The organism is Stenotrophomonas sp. YJH_SMC_64, from assembly GCF_059371375.1.
The window spans coordinates 148,366-168,998 of the sequence record NZ_JCAFUN010000007.1 but is presented as its reverse complement, the minus strand read 5'-3'; the positions used below and the strand labels follow the sequence as shown (position 1 = coordinate 168,998).

The following is a 20,633-nucleotide window of genomic DNA, read 5'->3' as shown; positions in this document are numbered from 1 at the left end:
CACTGCATTGAACCTCAGCGCTGCGGCTTCGGCGCAGCGCCATCACGCGAACCGCCATGGCGCGGGCCACCATGCATCGGGCCCTTGGCGGCGTCGAACTCGGCCTTGCTCAGCTGGCCGTCCTTGTTGGTGTCGGCGGCAGCGAACCAGGCATCACGATGCTGCTTCATGCGCAGCTCGCGGTCGGCTTTGTCCAGGTAGCCGTCCTTGTTCAGATCAAGCTGGTCGAAGCGCGCGGCCAGGCGCGGATCGGCCTTGGCTTCCTCGCGGCTGATGCGGCCGTCCTTGTTGACGTCCAGCTTGGCCCAGCGCTCACCGCCGTGGCCACGTCGCCCATGCTGCCAGCGCGGCAGCTCATCGCGCGAGAGCTTGCCGTCCTTGTTCTTGTCCAGCTCGTCGAACTTCGCGGCCAGGCGCGGGTTGGCGGCGGCCTCGCTGCGGTCGATGACGCCGTCGCCGTTGGTGTCCAGCCTGGCCGGGCGCGGCGCGGGCGTGGTCGGGGTGTCGGCGGCCAGCGCGATACCGGAAGCGGAGGTGCCGAGCAGCAGGGCCAGCAGCAGGGGGGTACGGATCATGAGGTCACTCCTGGGGATGGGAACAGCGTCGGGGTGATCACTTCACCCTCGGGGGACAACAACGCCCGGGCGCGACGTCGGTTGACGCTACTGCCGATTCCATTCATCCGCCGGACAGTCGCCGCCACTGCGACAACCTGGGGCTATGCTGTGCCCATGGCGATACATGGCGACAGAGACGACGAACTGCGACTTTTCCAGACCGGCGAGCACCCCTGCGGGTACTGGTCGGACCGGGTGGCACGCGACCTGGTGCTGGACCCGAACGACCGCCGCCTCGGTGCGCTCTATCCGCTGGCACTGAGCTGGGGCTTCCGCCGCAGCGGCGACCTGGTCTACCGGCCGCATTGCGCCCACTGCCAGGCCTGCGTGGCGGTGCGCATCCCGGTGGCCCGCTTCGCTCCGGACCGCAGCCAGCGCCGCTGCGCCGCCCGCAATGCCGACCTGGAGGTGCGGATCACCGCCGCCACCGCCCGCGACGACCTGTTCGCGCTGTACCACCGCTACCTCACCCACCGTCACGCCAATGGCGGCATGGACGATCACGGCCCGCACGAGTTCGAGCAGTTCCTGATCGGCAGCTGGTCGCACACACGCTTCATGGAAATGCGCCTGCCCGGCGACGACGGCCAGCCCAGCCAGCTGCTGGGGGTGGCGGTGACCGACGTCACCGAGCACGGCCTGTCGGCGGTCTACACCTTCTTCGACCCGGACCACGCCGCGCGCGGGCTGGGCACCTTCGCAATCCTGCAGCAGATCGAATGGGCGCGCCGCGAGGGGCTGCCGCACGTGTATCTGGGCTACTGGATCCGCGGCCACCAGAAGATGGACTACAAACGTCGCTTCCATCCGCTGGAAGCCTACGATGGCCGCCGCTGGCACGATTTCGACAATGATCTGGACGGGCGCTGACAAACCGCTGACACCGGGCCGGGTGCACAATACGGCCCATGAACATGACCCGCCGCCATCCCCTGATCCTCGCCCTGGCCCTGCTCTGCGGCGCCACCGCCCCTGCCTTCGCCACGTCCCCCGCGATGACCGAAAAGCCGTCCGCAGCGCTGCGCCTGGCCACCTACAACACCTCGCTGTACTCCGACGACGCCGGTGGCCTGATCAAGGAACTGGAAGGCGACAGCGAGCACGCGCGCAAGATCGCCGCGGTGCTGCAGCAGGTGCGCCCGGACCTGGTGCTGCTGAACGAATTCGATTTCGACGACGCCCATCGCGCCGCCGACCTGTTCCAGAAGCGCTACCTGGAAGTGGCCCAGCCCGGCGGCGACAAGCCGCTGCACTTCGCCTACCGCTACCTGGCACCGGTCAATACCGGCGTGCCCAGCGGGCTGGACCTGGACAACAACGGCGTGGTCGGTGGCGAAGGCCGCAGCCGTGGCAACGATGCATGGGGCTACGGCCTGCACCCGGGCCAGTACGGCATGCTGGTGCTGTCGCGCTATCCGATCGACGAAGCCAAGGTGCGCAGCTTCCAGCTGTTGAAGTGGAGCGCGATGCCCGGCGCGATCCGCCCGGTCGATCCACGTACCGGCCAGAGCTTCTACAACGACCACGTGTGGTCGCAGCTGCGCCTGTCGTCGAAGTCGCATTGGGACGTGCCGGTGAAGACCCCGGCCGGCGTGGTGCATGCGCTGGTCTCGCACCCGACCCCGCCGGTGTTCGACGGTCCGGAGAAGCGCAACGCAGCGCGCAATCACGACGAACTGCGCCTGTGGCAGGAATACCTGTCCAAGGGTGACAAGCCGTGGCTGTGCGACGACAAGGGCCAGTGCGGCGGCCTGGCGCAGGACGCGCGCTTCGTGATCCTCGGCGACCTCAACAATGACCCGGTCGATGGCGATGGCCGCCATGAGGCGATCGTCGAACTGATCGAGAACGCCCGCGTGCTGCGCTACCCCACCCCGCGCAGCGTCGGCGGCGAGCAGACCAGCCTGGCCTATGCGGCCAAGGGCATCGAGCGCAAGGGCGCACCGTTCCACGCCACCGGCGATTTCGGCCCGAAGTCCGGCACCATGCGCCTGGACTACGTACTGCCCTCGACCGGTTTCGAATACGTCGGCAGCGGCATCTTCTGGCCAGCCAATGAAAGCCCGGAAGCGAAGATCGCCGACGGCAGCGACCATCATCTGGTGTGGGTGGACGTGCGGTAGAGCAGCGTACCGACCAACGGTCGGTACCCACCGGGTTTCGGTAGGCGACGACCGTTGGTCGTCGCTCCTTTTTCAGGGGCGCAGTTCGACGCCGATGGCTTCGGCGGCATCACGCGCGATGGCGCGTGCTTCGTCGATGGTTTCCGCGCGCGCCAGGGTCACGCCCACGCGACGATGACCGTGCACGCTCGGCTTGCCGAACAGGCGCACGGCGGTGTCCGGCACCTGCAGCGCGGCGGCGACGTTGTTGAAGTACGGCACGCCCTCGCCGTGTGCCAGCAATGCGCACGATGCCGACGGGCCGCTCTGGCGGATCACCGGAATCGGCAGGCCAAGGATGGCGCGCGCATGCAGCGCGAATTCGCTCAGTTCCTGCGATACCAGCGTCACCAGGCCGGTGTCGTGCGGGCGCGGCGACACTTCGCTGAACCACACCTCATCACCCTTCACGAACAGCTCGACGCCGAACAGGCCCCAGCCGCCAAGGTCGTCGGTGATCGCGCGCGAAATCTCTTCGGCACGCGCCAGCGCGGCGCTCGACATCGGCTGCGGCTGCCAGCTTTCGCGGTAATCACCATCCTTCTGCAGATGGCCGATCGGCGCGCAGAACGAGGTGCCGCCGGCATGGCGCACGGTCAGCAGGGTGATCTCGTAATCGAAATCGATGAAGCCTTCGACGATGCAGCGGCCGGCACCGGCACGGCCACCGGTCTGCGCGTACTCCCACGCCGGGGCGATGTCCGCCTCGCTGCGCAGGGTGCTCTGGCCCTTGCCCGAGGACGACATCACCGGCTTGACCACGCACGGCAGGCCGATGGCGGCCACGGCAGCACGGTATTCGGCCTCGGTATCGACGAAGCGGTACGGCGAGGTCGGCAGGCCCAGGGTCTCGGCGGCGAGGCGGCGGATGCCTTCGCGGTCCATGGTCAGGCGCGCAGCGCGCGCGGTCGGGATCACCCGCAGGCCCTGTTCCTGTTCCAGCTGGACCAGGGTTTCGGTGTGGATGGCCTCGATCTCCGGCACCACCAGGTGCGGCTGCTCCTGGGCGATCAGCGCACGCAGGGCCATCGCGTCGAGCATGTCGATCACGTGCGAGCGGTGCGCGACCTGCATGGCCGGCGCATCGGCATAGCGATCGGCGGCGATCACCTCCACGCCCAGCCGCTGCAGCTCGATGGCCACCTCCTTGCCGAGTTCGCCCGAGCCCAGCAGCAGCACGCGGGTGGCGGAGGGGGACAACGGAGTTCCAAGCTTGGCCATGGCGGTTCCAGCAGCGATGTGAAGGCGGGTGGGCATTCTAGCTGGCCGACCGCCCCGGCCACGGCATCCGACGAACGGTAGTCGACAAGTGATATCACTTTGATATCTTCAACTCGAACCCTCAAGGACGTACTGCCATGAAAGAGAAGTCACTGTCTTCCCTCAACGGCCTCGGCACGCTGGTCGGCGCCCTGCTCGTCGCCCTCGCTGGCGCCGCCCTGTTCGTACTGGGAGTGGCAGCCAAGGCCAGTGCCGGCTCGCCCAATCTGTTGCTGATGCTGCTGGGCGCCCTGCTGGTGGTGCTGGGCGTGTTCATCCTGGCCGGCCTGTACACCATCCAGCCCAACCAGGCGGCGGTGCTGAGCCTGTTCGGCAAGTACGTGGGCACCGTGAAGGACAACGGCCTGCGCTGGAACAACCCCTTCTATGCCAAGCGCCGGGTCAGCCAGCGCGTGCGCAACTTCGAGAGCGGCAAGCTGAAGGTCAACGAGCTGGACGGCAGCCCCATCGAGATCGCCGCAGTGATCGTCTGGCAGGTGGTCGACGCCTCCGAAGCGGTCTACAACGTGGACGACTACGAGAGCTTCGTGCACATCCAGTCCGAATCCGCGCTGCGCGCGATGGCCACCAGCTATCCCTACGACCAGCACGAGGATGGCCAGCTGGCCCTGCGCAGCCACGCCAGCGAGATCTCCCAGCACCTGAAGAACGAGCTGGCCGAGCGTCTGGCCGACGCCGGCGTGCAGGTGATCGACGCACGCATCAGCCACCTGGCCTACGCCGCTGAAATTGCCCAGGCCATGCTGCAGCGTCAGCAGGCCAACGCGGTGATCGCCGCTCGCACGCGCATCGTGGCCGGTGCAGTCGGCATGGTCGAAATGGCCCTGGCCGAACTGCAGAAGAACGGCGTGGTTGAACTGGACGAGGAACGCAAGGCGCACATGGTCAGCAACCTGCTGACCGTGCTGTGCTCGGACCGCGGCACCCAACCGATCGTCAACGCCGGTTCGCTTTACTGAGCCATCCTCGCAACGGGGTGCCCCACCGCCCCGCCAGGAGTTTTCATGAGTGAGAAGAAAGCCTATCCGCTGCGCATCAATGCCGAGGTCCTGGCCGCGGCACAGCGCTGGGCTGACGACGAGCTGCGCAGCCTCAACGCGCAGATCGAATACGTACTGCGCGACGCCCTGCGCAAGGCAGGACGCCTGCCGAAACCCACGCCATCGCCGGAGGACAAGGAATGAGCAAGCGCTGGAGCTACCAGACCATCGAGGTCAAGACGTCCATGATGGGTGTACTCAAGCCCGAGGACGTGCAGGCCGAACTCAGCCGCCAGGGCCAACTGGGCTGGGAACTGGTCAACATCATCATCCCGGCGCCGATGCGCCCGGCGATGCTGGTGTTCAAGAAGGAGGCCTGAACCATGGGCGGCAGCGACCCGAAACCCTTTGACGTGGCCGAGAGCTCGCCGCTGCGCGTGCTCTGGATCGTGCTGCCGCTGCTGGCTGCCTTCGTGGCCTGCCTGTATGCGCAGCTGTACAAGGCACCGGCGAGCGCACCCTGGATCGAAGTAACGCTGTCGCCGCCCTGGTTCCGGATGGGCGGCAGTGCGGCATGGAGCCTGCTGGTGATTGCCCTGCTGGGCATTGGACTGGGCACGGCCTTCTTCCGCCGCCGGGTGGAACTGGCCGGCGATGTGCTGGACGTGCGTTCAACGATGTACCGGCGGCGGGTGCCGGTGGCGCAGTTGCGGCTGGACCAGGCCGAGGTGGTCGACCTGCAGCGTGACCGCCGCTACGGCATCCGTGTCAAAACCAATGGCTATTCAATGCCGGGCTTCTACTCGGGCCACTTTCGCCTGCAGGGAGGCGGCAAGGGCTTCGCCCTGGTCACCGACCGTGCGCGTGTGCTCGCCCTGCCGGTCAGTGATGGCAGCACGCTGCTGCTCAGCGTGGACCGGCCGCAGGCGCTGCTCGATGCGCTGCGCAAGGTGGCCGCGTCGGCGCCACGGCAGTAAGCTGCGGCGATGCAACGACGCGCGCCCCTGCTGATCAATACCGAGGCCATCGAGCTGTGGCCCGCCCACCTGTTGCGCGCACGCAGCAACCTGGATGCACGCCTGCTGTCGCAGGCGCAGTGGGTGCTGCGGCGCAAGCGTGATGGCCGCTATCTGGCGGTGGTACTGGCGCAGGGTGTGCACGCCATGGTGCCGCGCCTGCCGCGCGAACCCGGGGTCGAGGAAGCACTGGCACTGCTGGATGCCGCGGCTGCACGGCCCTTCGGCGCCGGACTGGAAGATCAGTGGCTGCCGCTGGCCGGGTTGCAGCAGCGCCTGCAGCAGCTTGGCCTGGATGCACAGCGCTATGCCGACGACAGCGGCCTGCCGCTGGAATCCGAGCCGTGCCTGCTGCACTTCGCCGGTCGCGACCGCTTTGCACGCCCATTGTGGCTGCGCCGTGGCGCCGCGCAGGGCTGGCGACGGATGCGACTGCACGCGGCACAGGATGGAATTGCGCTGGATGCCATCTCCGGCTTCCGCAGCCATGCCTACCAGTTGGGCATCTTCGAACGGAAGCTGGCGCGCGGCTTGAGCGTGGCCGAGATCCTGAAGGTGAATGCCGCACCGGGTTTCAGCGAACACCACAGCGGCCACGCGCTGGACATCGGCACACCGGGCGACGCGCCGGCTGAAGAATCGTTCGAAGCCACCAACGCGTTCGCGTGGCTGCAGGCGCATGCCGGCGGGCACGGCTTCCATCTGAGTTACCCGCGCGAAAACCCGCACGGCATCGTCTACGAACCGTGGCACTGGTGCTGGAGGCCGGCCAACGGCTGAGCCCCTCGTGGCGGCCGCAGGGCGAAATTCATGGAGCTGTCCGGGCGGATTCCGCGCGCGCCCACCACGAGATGGAACAAGAAGGCAAAGACAGAAGCCGGTCGCTTCGCTCGAAGCCTCTACAACGGATCAGCGCGCGGCTGTTGGGTCCGCCTTCAAGCGAGCCGAGCACCGCAGGTCCGGCGAGGGCGAAGAGGTGCGGGTGTCTGAGCGCAGCGAGTTCCCGCACCGCCCCTCGACGGGCCGAGGAGCGCAGGGGACCGGTGCGCAGCACCGGCTCGCGGCCGGCGGCGCGTTTCTTTTGGTTACTTTTCTTTTCGCGCGAAAAGAAGAGTAACGCCCATGGACGGCGCAGATCGCATCAGCATGGATCGAAGAAACAACCTCGACTCAGTCACCGCCTCAACGCATTGATCGCCAGCAACACCCACCCGGCCATCATGCTGGTGCCCCCGATCGGCGCCATCCGCGTCGGCCACTGCCACAAGGCACCGCCCACCAGGCTGCCGGAAAACAGCAACACGCCCAGCAGCAGCACGTACAGCGCCAGGTGCGCGGTCGCCCCCTGCGCACGCGGGCCAAGCGCCACCAGCACCGCGCCATGCGCGAACGCATACAGTGCCGCCATGTTCAGGTGCTGCTGCGCCAGCGGGTCAGCCACACCGTGCGATGCGTAGGCGGACAGGCCGATCGAGGCCGCCGCCAGCAGCGCACCAAGGCAGGCCAGCAGGGAAGGCTTACGTGCGCGACGTTCCAGGTTGAACATGGGGGCTCCTTGCACAGCGCCCTTTCCGGGCGCCAGATGAAAAAAAACGCGCCGCAATGAGCGGCGCGTTTTCGTGTCCAACACTACATGGGTCAGCCGAGGCTTACTTGACGGCCCAGTAAATGTCGTAGGTACCTTCCGGGGTGAACGACTTGTCGATGCCATCCTTCCAGGTTTCGTACGGACGGTCGATCACTTCGTTGCCGGAGGTCACAGCCCAGGCGCGCAGGCCGTTGCGGGCAACGTCCAGACCCGCCATGTGGCCGGTGTAGGCCGCATGTGCCGAGCGGTGCGGAGCCACGTGCACGTACTTCACCGGAGCGCCACCGTCGATCTTGACGGTCAGGGCTTCAGCGGTGGCACCTTCAGCACCCTTCTTCTTCACCGGCTGGGCGATGTCGAAGGCGTACTTCTCCTGGCCGAAGTCGGTGGTGATGATGCGGAACGGACCGGCGGCTTCAAGGCCATTGGCCTCCATCACGCGCTTGATCCACTCCTGGTTGTCCTTGATGGACTTGGTGATCGTGTCCTGACCGCGGTCCACGTTACCGGCGTTGACGACCAGCAGATCCTCAGCCGGCACATCGACGATGGCCAGATCGGTCAGCGGGGCTTCCGGCGTGCGGTAGTCGACGTTCGGGACGGTAGCCAGCATGTTGGCCATGCGCGACAGGCCCATCTTGATGTCGTCGCCGATCTGGCGGCTGACATACAGGCCTGCATAACGGCCGAACAGGTCGAAGCCGTACTTCACCGAGTAGTCCTGGGTGATCTTCACGTTGCGGCCACCCTTGCCGGTCGGCTCCAGGGTGAAGGTGGTGACCTTGTCGTGACCCTTGGTGGCGTCTTCGATGGCGATCGCAACGCGCTTGTTCTCTTCGGCGTCGGTGATCTTCCAGGAGCCGGTGCCCAGGTCCTTGGAGGTGAAGTCCAGGGTGGCACCCTTGCCGGAGGCCGGGCCGGACAGCTTCAGTTCAACGGCGGGATCGCGCAGTACCAGCGGGTTCCAGTCCTTGAAGCGGCGCAGGCTGCTGACCGTGTCGTACACGATCGTCATCTTGCGGTTGGTCTCGATGCTTTCGGTGATGTGACGCTCGCCCGGCAGACATACGCCAATGATGACGAACAGGCCAGCCACGATCCCCAAGGCGATCAGGAACTCGATAATACGGGTCATTCAGAGAGTCTCCGGGGCCGATCCCACGGCCGGGTTGATTGAAGCGAAGCGCCAATCCTAGCAGGCTTCGCGGGCATTGTTTATCGGGATTGGCGCACCGGTTTCCCTGCCGGCTGCGTATTTGTATGGACAAAGAATTCGAAGGGTAACGCATACCGCTGCCCGGCAAGTAGGGGGGCACCTTGGCCGGAACCCCCTGCCACCACCCAAGTCTTTGTACCGAAACGATTTTCCTCAGACCAGCTGGAGTTCGAACGCCTTCAGTACCGCGCGCGTACGGTCGCGCACACCCAGCTTGGAGAGGATGTTGGACACGTGGTTCTTGATGGTGCCCTCGGCCACGCCCAGCGAGTTGGCGATCTCCTTGTTGGAGAAGCCGCTGGCCATCAGCCGCAGGATCTCGGTCTCGCGGTCGGTCAGCGGGTCCGGGCGGTCCAGGCTGACGAACTCGTTGCGCATGTGCTCCAGGCCCGACAACAGGCGCTGGGTCACCGCCGGCTGTACCAGCGAACCACCCTCGGCCACGGTACGGATGGCACCGACCAGCTGTGCCAGGGTCACATCCTTGAGCAGGTAACCCTTGGCACCGGCCTTGAGGCCAGCCAGCACCAGCTGATCGTCATCGAAGGTGGTGAGGATGATGGTCGGCGGCAGCTGTTCCTGCCGCGACAGCACCTGCAGCGCTTCCAGTCCGGACATCACCGGCATGCGCATGTCCATCAGGACCACGTCGGGGCGCACCTGCGGGATCAGCTCGACCGCCTGCCGGCCATCGCCGGCCTCGGCCACCACCTCGATGCCATCGTCGAGCGCCAGCAGGGAGCGGATTCCCTGCCGCACCAGGGTTTGGTCATCGACCAGGCAGACGCGAATCATCAACGTACTCCTTCAGGAACCTTGGTAAGGGCGGCCACCAGCACCGTTGCCGGCACCGTTGCCCGCAGGCGGAAGCCTTCACCGGGACGGGTCTCGATCTGCAGCTGGCCACCACATTGTTGCAGGCGCTCGCGCATGCCGCGCAAGCCATTGCCCACATTGACCATGTCCGCGCCGACACCGTCGTCGCGGGCCTCCACCACCACCCGGTCCGGGGCTTCACGGTACACCTTGATCCACAGGTGGCGCGCACCGGCGTGGCGCACGGCGTTGGTGATGATCTCCTGCGTGCAGCGCAGCAGGACGTGGGCCCGCTGGGGGTCCTCCACGTTCAGCGGATCCTCGATCTCCAGCTGGATGTCCAGCGAGGGCACGTTCTCGGTCAGCGGGCGCAGCGCCGCGGCCAGGTCGATCGCGCCGGTCTCGCGCAGCTGGCTGACCACCTCGCGCACGTTGCCCAGCAGCAGTTTGGCCAAGGTGTGGGAGCGCTTCACGTGCTCCAGCGCCTGCCCTTCGGCCAGGTGCCCGGCCACTTCCAGGTTCAGGGTCAGCGCGGTCAGCTGGTGGCCCAGCAGGTCATGCAGCTCGCGCGAGATGCGGGTGCGCTCATTGACGCGGGCACTCTCGGCAAGCAAGGCGCGGGTGGCACGCAGCTCTGAATTGAGCCGGCGCTGTTCGTCGCGCGCCTCGGTCTGCTGCCGGGCAACCAGGCTGGTCACGAAGATGAACATGGAAAAGCCGCCGTACAGCAGCGACTGCATCACCGCTTCGAACAACGGGAAGCGCAGCAGCAAGTAGTAGACCGGGGCCACCGCCAGTTGGCTGACCAGCAGCCACAGCACGCCCAGCCGCACCGACAGCATCCACGGGATGACCCCGGCGGCCACCATCATCAGGATGCTGCCCAAGCCCGAGCCGCTGAGGAAGCTGACGCCCAGCGCCGAAATCGTCAGCAGCAGCAGCAGGCCGCGGTCCAGCCAGCTGGTGGGGCTGTCGCTGCGCAGGATGCGGGTCAGCCAGTAATAGGAGGTGCCGAAGGACAGGTAAGCGACGAACAGCAGGACCGCCCAGCCGCCCATGTCACCGCGGCTGTGCAGGTTCTCGAACTGCGAGTACGCCAGGGGCAGACCGACCATGACCCAGGTGAACAGGCCGGCCAGGCGAAGGACGCGGGTATGGCTGAGGACTCCCAACATGCCAGCACTCTACGGGCCCGGCCTGCACATCGCACCCCACGGAAGTCATGCCTGCCCGGTCGCCTGTTCATGCCGCAGCCCACCCCGGGCATGCAATAATCGTGCGCAGGGTCCCTTGATGGACCAACCGCGTTACCCCACGGAGTCACAATGTCGATTGTCATCCGCGACGTGCGCGAGCACGAGCTCGATTCCGTCCTGGCTTTGAACAACAACGCTGGCCTGGCCATCCTTCCCCTGGATGCGGCCCGCCTGCGCCTGTTCTATGAAACCGCTGAGTATTTCCGCGTCGCCGAGCGCGACGGCAACCTGGCCGGCTTCCTGATCGGCTTCGGCAGCGACAGCCAGCACGACAGCAGCAACTTCGCCTGGTTCAAGCAGCAGCTGGACACCCCCTTCTTCTACATCGACCGCATCGTGGTCGCCAGCCGCCGCCGCGGCGGTGGCGTCGGCCGTGCGTTCTATGCCGACGCGCAGAGCTTTGCCGAGCTGCGCTACCCGCAGATGACCTGCGAAGTCTTCCTCGACCACGGCGCCGATGCCGCCCTGCTCTTCCACGGCAGCTTCGGCTTCCGCGAGCTGGGCCAGAACACCATGGCCCAGGTCGATGTGCGTGCCAGCATGCTGGCCAAGGAACTGTGCAGCTACCCGTGGGTCCAGGAGACCTACGGCGGCAAGCTGCCGGATGTGGCATGGACACGCGCCCGGCAGCTGCCGGCGCAGGCACAGCGGCCGACGGGGACCTGAGCGTGGCGGTGAATTTCGATTACGAACAGGCCGGTGAACTGAAGATCGGCCAGGTGGGCATCGCCAACCTTCGCATCCGTACCCTTGATGTCGAACGCCTCGTGCAGGAAATGCGCGAGCGCGTGACCCGTGCGCCGAAGCTGTTCGGCCGCGCGGCGGTGATCCTCGATTTCGGCGGCCTGAGCCAGGTTCCGGACGTGGCCACCGCGCAGGCGCTGGTCGATGGCCTGCGCAGCGCCGGCGTGCTGCCGGTGGCGCTGGCTTATGGCACCAGCGCGGTCGACCTGCTCTCGCAGCAGCTTGGCCTGCCGCTGCTGGCCAAGTTCCGCGCCCAGTACGAACGTGCCGAGGCCGAAGCGGCTCCGCCGCCGCCCGCACCGGAACCGCGCCGCGCCGCGCGCGCCGAACCGAAGCCAGCCCCGGCCGCACCGGTGGCCAAGATCGCCGATGCAGCCGCGCCGCAGCCAGGCCGCATGCAGCTGGGCAACGTGCGTTCGGGCCAGCAGCTGTACGCGGAGAACTGCGACCTGACCGTGATGGCCACCGTCGGCGCCGGCGCCGAGGTCATCGCCGATGGCAGCATCCATATCTACGGCACCCTGCGCGGCCGCGCGCTGGCAGGGGCCCAGGGCAACACCGCGGCACGCATCTTCTGCCGTGATTTCCATGCGGAACTGGTGGCCATTGCAGGCCACTACAAGGTACTGGACGATGTTCCGGACAACCTGCGCGGCAAGGCCGTGCAGGTGTGGCTGGAACAGGACCAGATCAAGATCGCTGCGCTGGACTGACGCAGCCCCAAACTAATGCAGAACCAGGAGAAGTCCTTTGGCTGAAATCATCGTAGTCACCTCCGGCAAGGGCGGCGTGGGCAAGACCACTTCCAGCGCGAGCCTGGCCTGTGGCCTGGCGCGGCGCGGCAAGAAGGTGGCGGTGATCGACTTCGACGTCGGCCTGCGCAACCTCGACCTGATCATGGGGTGCGAACGCCGCGTGGTGTACGACTTCGTCAACGTCGTGCATGGCGAAGCCACCCTCAAGCAGGCCCTGATCAAGGACAAGCGCTTCGACAACCTGTATGTGTTGGCCGCCTCGCAGACCCGCGACAAGGACGCACTGACCCAGGAAGGCGTGGGCAAGGTCCTGAAGGACCTGGCCGCCGATGGCTTCGATTACATCATCTGCGACTCGCCGGCCGGCATCGAGAAGGGAGCGTTCCTGGCGATGTACTTCGCCGACCGCGCCGTGGTGGTGGTGAACCCGGAAGTGTCCTCGGTGCGCGACTCCGACCGCATCATCGGCCTGCTGGACTCGAAGACCCACAAGGCCGAATCCGGCCAGAACGTGCCTGCCTTCCTGCTGCTGACCCGCTACACCCCGCTGCGCGTGGAAACCGGCGAGATGCTCAGCATCGCCGACGTCGAGGAAGTGCTGGGGCTGAAGGCCATCGGCGTGATCCCCGAATCGGGCGACGTGCTCAATGCGTCCAACAAGGGCGAACCGGTGATCCTGGATGTCGAATCCGCTGCCGGCCAGGCGTATGACGACGCCGTCGCGCGCATCCTCGGCGAAGATCGCCCGATGCGCTTCACCAGCGTCGAGAAGAAGGGCTTCTTCAGCAAGCTGTTCGGAGGGTAAGCATGGGCCTGTTCGATTTCCTCAAAGCGAAGAAGACCACCGCCGAAACCGCAAAGAACCGCCTGCAGATCATCATCGCGCAGGAACGCAGCCACCGCGGTGGCCCGGACTACCTGCCGCTGCTGCAGCGCGAGCTGCTGGAAGTGATCAAGAAGTACGTGAACATCGACGTCGATGCGGTGAAGGTCGACCTGGTGAAGGATGGCCAGCACGATGTGCTGGACATCTCCGTGGCGCTGCCTGAAGGCCCGGACAAACCCTGATGCCCCGCCCCGCCCGTGCCTGCATGGGCGGGGCCGCGTGACCTGCATGACCGATACGACAACCGCCGTGGACATCACCTGCGTGGGCGACATCGCCTTCGCCGACGCGCAATGCCTGCTCGCCGCGCATGGCCTTCGCCTGCACCACGTGGCCGCAGGCGAACCGATTCCCGGCAGCTACTGGGGCGAGCCCGAGGCGGGCATCATCGCCAGCAATGTCTATGTGCGCGATGACACCCCGGTGCATTCGATGCTGCATGAAGCCTGCCACCTGATCGTATTGCCGCCGGAGCGGCGCGCGCAGGTGCACACCGACGCCACCGATTCGGTGGCCGAGGAAGATGCCACCTGCTACCTGCAGATCGTGCTGGCCGGGCGTTTGCCTGGTGTCGGCAGTGCGCGGTTGATGGCCGACATGGATGCCTGGGGGTACACGTATCGGCTGGGGTCGACACAGGCGTGGTTCGAGCAGGACGCCGAAGACGCGAAGGCGTGGTTGATCGAACGCGGGTTGCCGGTGGCGTGATTCACCGGGAACCGGGGTCAGATCCCTTTTGCGTCGCAAAAGGGATCTGACCCCATCACCCCATCGCCGTATCAGCCCTGCCCGGCCAGCGCGCGCAGGGTGATGCCGACGATGTAAGCCAGGTACGTGCCGGTGGCATAGCCCATCGTGCCCAGCAGCACGCCCACCGGCGCCAGTGCCGGATGGAACGCCGCGGCCACCACCGGCGCAGAGGCCGGTCCACCGATGTTCGACTGCGAACCGATGGCGAAATAGAAGAACGGCACCTTCAGCAGCTTGCCCAGGCACCACAGCAGCACGATGTGCACGGCAATCCAGATCAGGCCGAGCAGGAACAGCCACGGGCGATCCAGCAGCGCCAGCAGATCCATCTGCATGCCGATGCAGGCAATCAGGAAGTACAGCAGCAGCGAGCCCAGGCGCGATGCGCCCGCGCCTTCCAGCGTGCGCGCACGGGTGAAGCTCAGGCTCAGGCCCAGCGTGGTCGACAGCACCACCACCCACACGAACGGCGCGTCCAGGCTGAACTGCGAGGCCCAGCTGACGTTGGCCTTGAACCATGCTGCCAGCGGCGCGCCGATGGCGTGCGAGAGGCCCACGCCGCCGAAGGCCACCGCCACGATCAGCATCAGGTCGGTGAGGCTGGGAATGCGCTCGTGTTCGGCCTGGAAGCGCGCGATGCGCTCCTTCAGTTCATCGATGGCCGAAGTATCGGCGCCACTGCGCGCGTCGATCTTCGCTGCCCGCCCCGCCAGGAAGATCAGTGCGGCCATCCACACGTAGCCGACACCCACATCGACCACCGCGAACTGGCCGAACGTGGTCGCATTGACGTCGAATACTTCGCGCATTGCCAGCATGTTGGCACCGCCACCGATCCAGCTGCCTGCCAATGCGGCCATGCCGGCCCAGGTGTCACCGGCCACGGTTTCCGGATGCAGCGCGCGCATCGCCAGGAACGCCACCACCGCACCGAGCATGATGCTGGCCGAGGCGCCCAGGTACATCAGCACCAGCTTCGGGCCCAGCCGCAGGATGCCCTTGATGTCCACCGCCAGGGTCAGCAGGATCAACGCTGCCGGCAGCAGGATGTCGCGGGCGATCGGGTTGTAGAGCTTGGTGTTCTGCCCATCGATCAGGCCGACGGTGTTGTAGATGCCGGGAATCAGGTAGCACAGCAGCAGCGCCGGCACGAAGGTGTAGAAGCGCTTCCACAGGCCCTGCTCGCGCGAAGCGGTCCAGAAAACGGCGCCAAGGGTGGCGGCGATCAAGCCGAAGACGACGATGTCGTTCTGGATCATGCAGGTGCTCTGGGTAGAGCCGGCCGCTGGCCGGCTGCTGTTGGCGGCGGATCATGAGGGTGTGCCGACCAACGGTCGGCCCCCACCGGTAAAGCAGATGGCGAAACAAAAGCGCCGCCCCGAAGGGCGGCGCTGCAGTCATCAGTTGCCGATGTGCTGCTTCAGCCAGGCATTGACGGCGTCATGCCACAGGATGCTGTTGTTCGGCTTCAGCACCCAGTGGTTTTCATCCGGGAAGTACAGGAACTTCGATTCGATGCCCTGGCGCTGGGCAGCGGTGAACGCGGCCAGGCCCTGCTCGACCGGAATGCGGAAGTCCTGCTGGCCGTGGATGACCAGGATCGGCTTCTTCCAGTCCGCCACGTGGTTGACCGGGTTGAACTTCTCGTAGTTCGCGGCCTTCTGGTACGGCGTGCCGCCCTGCTCCCACTCGGTGAACCACAGCTCTTCGGTGGCGTAGCCCATCATGCGCTGGTCGAACACGCCGTCGTGGTTGACCAGGCACTTGAACGGGCTGTTCCAGTTGCCGGCGATCCAGTTGACCATGAAGCCGCCGTAGCTGGCGCCCAGCGCACAGGCCTTGTCACCGTTGAGGAAGGAATACTTCTTCAGCGCCGCGTCCCAGCCCTTCTGCAGGTCTTCCAGCGGGCGGTCGCCCCAGTGCTGGCTGATCGCATCGGTGAAGGCCTGGCCGTAGCCGGTGGAACCGTGGAAGTCGATCATCACCACGGCGTAGCCCTGGCCCGCGTAGGTCTGCGGATTCCAACGGTAGCTCCAGCCATTGCCGAAGCTGCCCTGCGGGCCACCGTGGATCAGGAACGCGACCGGGTAGGACTTGCCTTCCTGGTAGTTGTGCGGCTTGACCACATAGCCATGCACGGTGTCGTTGTTCCAGCCCTTGAACTCGAACTGTTCGTAGTCGCCGAAGCTGACGTCCTTCAGCACCTCACCAGCGGCCGGGGTCAGCGCGCGCAGTTCGCCGATGGCCTCGCCCGCAGCCGGCAGCAGGCCGACCAGCACCTGGTCGTTGCTCTTCAGGCTGTTGCGGGTGATCGCCACGCTGTTGCCGGCCACATCCACCGAGGTCACGCTGCCGTCGCCGATCAGCTTGGTGGCCTTGCCGCTGGCCACGTCGATCTGGAACAGCGGGTGTTCGCCAAGGTCATCGGCCGTGGTGTAGATGCTGGCACCATCGGCGGACAGGGTGATGCCGCCCGCCGAGCGATCCCACTGCGGCGCGATTTCGCGGGTCTTGCCGCTGGCCAGGTCCATCGCCATCAGGCCGAAGCGGTCGGCCTCGAAGCCCGGGCGCTTCATCGCACGGTAGAACAGGGTCTTGCCGTCCGCACTGAACACAGGGCCGGCATCCCAGGCCGGGTTGGAGGCGGTCAGGTTGACCGGTGCCTGCTTGCCGGCGGCGTCGAAGCGGTACAGGTCGAAGTTGGTCGACCACGGCTCCTGCTTGCCGGCCACGCGGATGCTGGCCACCACGCTGGCGCCGTCCGGCGACCACGCGAAGTCATCATTGCCGCCGAACGGCTTGGACGGCGCATCACCATCGATGGTCGCGCTCAGCGCCGACGCGCCCTTGACCGCACCGGCCTTGGCCGTCGGCAGCGGAGCGACGAACAGGGTGTTGCGGCGACCGTCGCTCCAGGTGTCCCAGTGGCGCACGAACAGCGAATCCCACACCTGGCCGCTGGCCTTGGCGTCCTTCTTTTCCTTCAGTTTCTTCTCGGTGCAGGCCAGGTCCGAGGCACAGTCCTGGAACACGCCGGCGCTGAACAGCACGCGGTCGTCCTGCGGCGACACGTGGTAGCTGTCCACGTCGACCGGGAAATCGGTCAGCTGGCGCGGAGCACCGCCGCTGATCGGCTGCGCGTACAGCTGCTGGCTGCCGTTCCTGGCACTGAGGAAATACACGGTCTGGCCATCGGCCGACAGCGAAGCGGAATTGACGTTCCAGCCGGCCGGGGTGATCTGCTTCGGCGGCGCCGCATCGCGGGTACGCAGGTTGCGCGCGAACAGCGCGGTGGAGGCCTTCAGGTTGGCATCGACGCTGCGCTTGGCGAACACCACGGTGCCACCGTCAGCGGTCAGCACCGGCGCGGAGACGCGGTCCATGGCCACCATGTCGCGGACTTCCAGGCCACGGGCAGCGGCGACGCTGGGCAGGGCGGCCAGCAGGCTCAGTGGCAGCAGGGCATGACGCAGTTTCATCGGGGTCTCCGCAGGACGGCAAAAAACCGATGGTAGGCCCGTGCGGCCGGGGCTGCCAAGGCCATCGGTCATGGCTGCCTGCGGCAATCGCCAGAAACAGCAAACCGCGCCGTAGCGCGGTCTGCGGTAGTGCCGGCCGCTGGCCGGCAACCAGGGGTATCACGGGATTCCGGGATTGCCGGCCAGCGGCCGGCACTACCCGTTGAACCCAGGGGCAGAGCCCCCTTACGCCTTGGCGTACTTGCCGGTGCGGTAGATCAGCCAGCCGACCAGGAACAGCACGGCCAGGCCGATCCACTGCGCGCCCGGCAGGTGGAACGGCACGGCCAGCACGTCGGCGCGGCTGCTGACCACGATCGGAATCGCGATGGCGATGCCCATCAGCGCTTCGCCGGTGATCAGCCCCGCGGCGAACAGCACGCCCGGCTTGTGCACGCGGTCGCGGCCTTCTTCGTCATCGGCGCGCACCTTGTGGAAGCGCTCGACCAGGTGGGCGATCAGGCCGCCGAGGAAGATCGGCACCATCAGCTCCAGCGGCAGGTAGATGCCGATGGCGGCGGCCAGCACCGGCACGCGGAAGCGGGCGTTGCGCGCCTTCAGCCAGCTGTCGAAGGCGATGATGGCGGCACCGACCACGGCACCGATGCCGATGAAGGTCCACGGCAGTTCACCACCGAACAGGCCCTTGGCCACCGAGGCCATCAGGTTGGCCTGCGGTGCGGCCAGCGCGTTCGGGTGCAGCTCGGACTTCACGCCGATGCCGTAGGCGGTGGCCAGCAGGTTCAGCACCGGGGCCATGATCAGCGCACACGAGAAGGCACCGATGCCCAGCATCAGCTGCTGCTTCCACGGGGTGGCGCCGACGATGTAGCCGGCCTTGAGGTCCTGCAGGTTGTCACCACCAACCGCAGCGGCGCAGCACACCACCGCGCCGATCATGATGGCGGCCACGGCGCCCAGCGGCGCGCCGCCGGCACCGACCGGCTTCAGGCCGTCGGCGCCCAGCAGCACGACCAGCACGGCCGAGGCGAACAGGATGGTGGAGATGGTGATGCCCGAGACCGGGTTGTTGGACGAACCGATCAGGCCGGCCAGGTAGGCCGAGACCGACACGAACAGGAAGCCGGCGACGATCATGATGAGGGTCATCGGGATCGACACGTGCCACTGGCCGACGATGGCCTGGTACAGGGCCAGCAGCGGCAGCACGAAGACCACCAGGGCCACCAGCATCCACTTCATCGGCAGGTCGCGCTCGGTGTGCGCCAGCACCGGGCCACCGCTCTTGCGGGCGGCGGCAAAGCCGCTCTTGACGCCGTTGAGCAGCGACTTGCGCAGCGAGATCAGGGTCCAGATGCCACCGATCAGCATCGCGCCGACACCCAGGTAGCGCATCTTCGCGCCCCAGATGGCGAACGCCGCCTCGGTGGACGAAGCCGCGGCAACCGACGCGGCCAGTGCCGGATCGGTGTTCATGAAGAACGCCTGGTAGATCGGAATGGCGATGTGCCAGGTCAGGATCGAACCGGACACCACCACGATGCCGACGTTGAGGCCGACGATGTAGCCCACGCCCAGCAGTGCCGGCGACAGGTTGGTACCGATGAAGGCGGTGACCTTGGAGCTGCCGACGTAGGCCGAGGTGGCCCAGGCGTCCGGGATCAGGCGCATGCCGCTTTCCGCGGCCAGCTTGACGAAGGCACCGATCACCGCCGACAGGCCGAGGATCTTCAGGCCCGGGCCCGGATTCTCACCGGCCTTGAGCACTTCGGCCGCAGCCTTGCCTTCCGGGAACGGAAGCGGGTCTTCGACGATCATCGAACGACGCAGCGGCACCGAGAACAACACGCCCAGCAGGCCGCCGAGGCCGGCGATGCCCAGCACCCACCAGTACTTGAAGTCCGGCCAGTAGCCCATGATCACCAGCGCCGGGATGGTGAAGATCACACCGGCGGCGATCGACGAACCGGCCGAAGCACCGGTTTGCACGATGTTGTTTTCAAGGATGGAGCCACCGCCCAGCAGGCGCAGCACGCCCATGGAAATCACCGCGGCGGGAATGGCGGTGGCGATGGTCAGGCCTGCGAACAGACCGAGGTAGGCGTTTGCGGCCGACAGCACCACCGCCAGCACGATGGCCAGGGCCACTGCGCGGAAGGTGAGCTGCTTGGGCGCAGCGTCGTGGTTCATGGAAGCCCCTGCTGGCAAAAAATCCCTTGCACGCTAGCGTTCAGGAGGCAGCAAGTCCAGTGCGGTTCGGGAGGGTTGCGGCCAGGTCGGCAGTGAGATAGTCGCTTCTGGCCAAACTCGGCCAACGCATCAAGCGCATGGGGCACATCCCGGACGGCTGCCGGGCCTCGCGGTCTCTTTGTCCTGCAGGGGCCCGGCCAACCAGTACTGCAGCATCCCAGCCATCATCGTTTGAAGTGCCTCAACGCCCCTTGCATCGTGTTCATGATCTGAACCGATGACGCTGAGCCGCCCGATGAACACCCCACTGCGGATCCGCCCGATCAAATCACCGGTCGTGGCTGTCGTGGCCCTGATCTGCCTGATGCCGCTTTGCGATTACGCATCTGCCTGGAGCCGCATTGGCGCAGTCGAGATCACCGACCACGCCGGTAAACCTTGTTTCGGACTACCCAGGAAAGAGCGCAAGCGTATCGGTAAAACTCCGGAGGTGTTTGGTGTGGAGGTGCATGACGCAATTACTCCACCGCTGCGGCGGCAATGGTCGTTCTACTTTGCCCATCCCGCATCAATCCCACTTCCACCCGGAGCCTGCGTGGTCTACGGAGAAGTGCCAGCCAACGCCATTTCAAGGCAGACGGCGATGCCGCTGCAGCCCGGACGCCTGTACGATGTTTCGCTGTCGGCCACCAGGACCGGCGCCACGCAACACCACAGCGCCCGATTCTGCTTGAAGGCCAACCCCGACGGGAGCCTGCGAGCGATCCAGGTCCACTACGACGAGGCGCTGGGCTGGAGCCCCTCGGTTTGCCTGCCCTGAGCCGACGCGCGCGCTCGTCGGAACCGCCCAGCACACGCTGGAAAGACGCAATTGTAATGTTATATCCTGTCACGCCG

22 protein-coding genes are annotated in these 20,633 nt (G+C 66.4%); 13 read left to right on the top strand and 9 right to left on the bottom strand.

Annotated elements, in window-relative coordinates; genetic code table 11:
* Positions 1-14 precede the first annotated feature (14 nt).
* A complete protein-coding gene (locus AC5P9L_RS09410; protein WP_062606719.1) occupies positions 15-575 on the bottom strand; it encodes an EF-hand domain-containing protein in 561 nt (186 codons plus the stop codon).
* A gap of 156 nt (positions 576-731) precedes the next feature.
* On the opposite strand from AC5P9L_RS09410, the gene AC5P9L_RS09405 reads away from it, so the two are divergent.
* Both AC5P9L_RS09405 and AC5P9L_RS09400 read left to right on the top strand, forming a co-directional pair.
* Positions 732-1,487, top strand: a complete 756-nt coding sequence (locus tag AC5P9L_RS09405) for an arginyltransferase (protein ID WP_049395530.1) — start codon at positions 732-734, stop codon at positions 1,485-1,487.
* A 38-nt stretch (positions 1,488-1,525) separates the two neighbouring features.
* Positions 1,526-2,740 carry an endonuclease/exonuclease/phosphatase family protein gene (locus tag AC5P9L_RS09400; protein WP_060380734.1) on the top strand — a complete coding sequence of 405 codons (1,215 nt, stop codon included), beginning with the start codon at positions 1,526-1,528 and terminating at the stop codon, positions 2,738-2,740.
* A 72-nt stretch (positions 2,741-2,812) separates the two neighbouring features.
* On the opposite strand, the gene purT is transcribed toward AC5P9L_RS09400, so the two are convergent.
* Positions 2,813-4,000 (bottom strand): formate-dependent phosphoribosylglycinamide formyltransferase, encoded by a 1,188-nt coding sequence (gene purT / locus AC5P9L_RS09395; RefSeq protein WP_005412617.1) that lies wholly within the window; start codon positions 3,998-4,000, stop codon positions 2,813-2,815.
* A gap of 137 nt (positions 4,001-4,137) precedes the next feature.
* Between purT and AC5P9L_RS09390 the strand changes: the two genes are divergently transcribed.
* From AC5P9L_RS09390 to AC5P9L_RS09370, 5 genes are read left to right on the top strand one after another with little or no spacing between them, the layout of a single operon-like run.
* Positions 4,138-5,019, top strand: coding sequence for an SPFH domain-containing protein (locus AC5P9L_RS09390; RefSeq protein WP_012479444.1), 882 nt, complete (start codon positions 4,138-4,140; stop codon positions 5,017-5,019).
* Positions 5,020-5,064: 45 nt separating this feature from the next.
* A complete protein-coding gene (locus AC5P9L_RS09385; RefSeq protein WP_005408543.1) occupies positions 5,065-5,244 on the top strand; it encodes a type II toxin-antitoxin system antitoxin in 180 nt (59 codons plus the stop codon).
* Positions 5,241-5,420 (top strand): DUF4177 domain-containing protein, encoded by a 180-nt coding sequence (locus AC5P9L_RS09380; RefSeq protein WP_005408542.1) that lies wholly within the window; start codon positions 5,241-5,243, stop codon positions 5,418-5,420. Before AC5P9L_RS09385 ends, AC5P9L_RS09380 begins: the two co-directional genes overlap by 4 nt.
* Positions 5,421-5,423: 3 nt before the next feature.
* A complete protein-coding gene (locus AC5P9L_RS09375) occupies positions 5,424-6,017 on the top strand; it encodes a PH domain-containing protein (RefSeq protein WP_024956285.1) in 594 nt (197 codons plus the stop codon).
* Between the two features lie 9 nt (positions 6,018-6,026).
* On the top strand, positions 6,027-6,836 hold the full coding sequence (locus AC5P9L_RS09370; RefSeq protein WP_044569655.1) for a M15 family metallopeptidase: 810 nt from the start codon (positions 6,027-6,029) through the stop codon (positions 6,834-6,836).
* A gap of 394 nt (positions 6,837-7,230) precedes the next feature.
* On the opposite strand, the gene AC5P9L_RS09365 is transcribed toward AC5P9L_RS09370, so the two are convergent.
* The 4 genes from AC5P9L_RS09365 to AC5P9L_RS09350 all read right to left on the bottom strand — a co-directional run bounded on the left by AC5P9L_RS09365 (position 7,231) and on the right by AC5P9L_RS09350 (position 10,851).
* Positions 7,231-7,602 (bottom strand): DUF423 domain-containing protein, encoded by a 372-nt coding sequence (locus tag AC5P9L_RS09365; RefSeq protein WP_005408539.1) that lies wholly within the window; start codon positions 7,600-7,602, stop codon positions 7,231-7,233.
* Positions 7,603-7,705: 103 nt separating this feature from the next.
* Positions 7,706-8,779, bottom strand: coding sequence for a polyketide cyclase (locus tag AC5P9L_RS09360; protein ID WP_005408538.1), 1,074 nt, complete (start codon positions 8,777-8,779; stop codon positions 7,706-7,708).
* A gap of 234 nt (positions 8,780-9,013) precedes the next feature.
* The gene (locus AC5P9L_RS09355) at positions 9,014-9,655 is read right to left on the bottom strand and encodes a response regulator (protein WP_005408537.1); all 642 of its coding nucleotides are present in this window, start codon (positions 9,653-9,655) and stop codon (positions 9,014-9,016) included.
* Positions 9,655-10,851 carry a sensor histidine kinase gene (locus AC5P9L_RS09350; RefSeq protein WP_005408536.1) on the bottom strand — a complete coding sequence of 399 codons (1,197 nt, stop codon included), beginning with the start codon at positions 10,849-10,851 and terminating at the stop codon, positions 9,655-9,657. Before AC5P9L_RS09350 ends, AC5P9L_RS09355 begins: the two co-directional genes overlap by 1 nt.
* Positions 10,852-11,001: 150 nt before the next feature.
* Between AC5P9L_RS09350 and AC5P9L_RS09345 the strand changes: the two genes are divergently transcribed.
* From AC5P9L_RS09345 to AC5P9L_RS09325, 5 genes are read left to right on the top strand one after another with little or no spacing between them, the layout of a single operon-like run.
* Positions 11,002-11,598 (top strand): GNAT family N-acetyltransferase, encoded by a 597-nt coding sequence (locus tag AC5P9L_RS09345; RefSeq protein WP_005408535.1) that lies wholly within the window; start codon positions 11,002-11,004, stop codon positions 11,596-11,598.
* A complete protein-coding gene (gene minC / locus AC5P9L_RS09340) occupies positions 11,544-12,389 on the top strand; it encodes a septum site-determining protein MinC (protein WP_043034132.1) in 846 nt (281 codons plus the stop codon). The genes AC5P9L_RS09345 and minC overlap by 55 nt, the downstream gene beginning before the upstream one ends.
* A 37-nt stretch (positions 12,390-12,426) precedes the next feature.
* The gene (gene minD, locus AC5P9L_RS09335) at positions 12,427-13,236 is read left to right on the top strand and encodes a septum site-determining protein MinD (RefSeq protein ID WP_005408533.1); all 810 of its coding nucleotides are present in this window, start codon (positions 12,427-12,429) and stop codon (positions 13,234-13,236) included.
* Between the two features lie 2 nt (positions 13,237-13,238).
* A complete protein-coding gene (gene minE / locus AC5P9L_RS09330; protein WP_005408532.1) occupies positions 13,239-13,499 on the top strand; it encodes a cell division topological specificity factor MinE in 261 nt (86 codons plus the stop codon).
* A gap of 46 nt (positions 13,500-13,545) precedes the next feature.
* Positions 13,546-14,025 carry a hypothetical protein gene (locus AC5P9L_RS09325; protein WP_049430359.1) on the top strand — a complete coding sequence of 160 codons (480 nt, stop codon included), beginning with the start codon at positions 13,546-13,548 and terminating at the stop codon, positions 14,023-14,025.
* Between the two features lie 71 nt (positions 14,026-14,096).
* Here the strand turns inward: AC5P9L_RS09325 and AC5P9L_RS09320 are convergent, their stop codons facing one another.
* The 3 genes from AC5P9L_RS09320 to AC5P9L_RS09310 all read right to left on the bottom strand — a co-directional run bounded on the left by AC5P9L_RS09320 (position 14,097) and on the right by AC5P9L_RS09310 (position 19,736).
* Positions 14,097-15,326, bottom strand: coding sequence for a DUF819 family protein (locus AC5P9L_RS09320; protein WP_005408530.1), 1,230 nt, complete (start codon positions 15,324-15,326; stop codon positions 14,097-14,099).
* 141 nt (positions 15,327-15,467) lie between these two features.
* Positions 15,468-17,546: an alpha/beta hydrolase family protein gene (locus AC5P9L_RS09315; RefSeq protein WP_227415320.1), complete on the bottom strand. Its 2,079-nt coding sequence runs from the start codon at positions 17,544-17,546 to the stop codon at positions 15,468-15,470.
* 225 nt (positions 17,547-17,771) lie between these two features.
* Positions 17,772-19,736 carry an OPT family oligopeptide transporter gene (locus tag AC5P9L_RS09310; protein WP_005408528.1) on the bottom strand — a complete coding sequence of 655 codons (1,965 nt, stop codon included), beginning with the start codon at positions 19,734-19,736 and terminating at the stop codon, positions 17,772-17,774.
* Positions 19,737-20,013: 277 nt separating this feature from the next.
* Between AC5P9L_RS09310 and AC5P9L_RS09305 the strand changes: the two genes are divergently transcribed.
* The gene (locus AC5P9L_RS09305) at positions 20,014-20,556 is read left to right on the top strand and encodes a hypothetical protein (RefSeq protein ID WP_236672424.1); all 543 of its coding nucleotides are present in this window, start codon (positions 20,014-20,016) and stop codon (positions 20,554-20,556) included.
* Positions 20,557-20,633 lie beyond the last annotated feature (77 nt).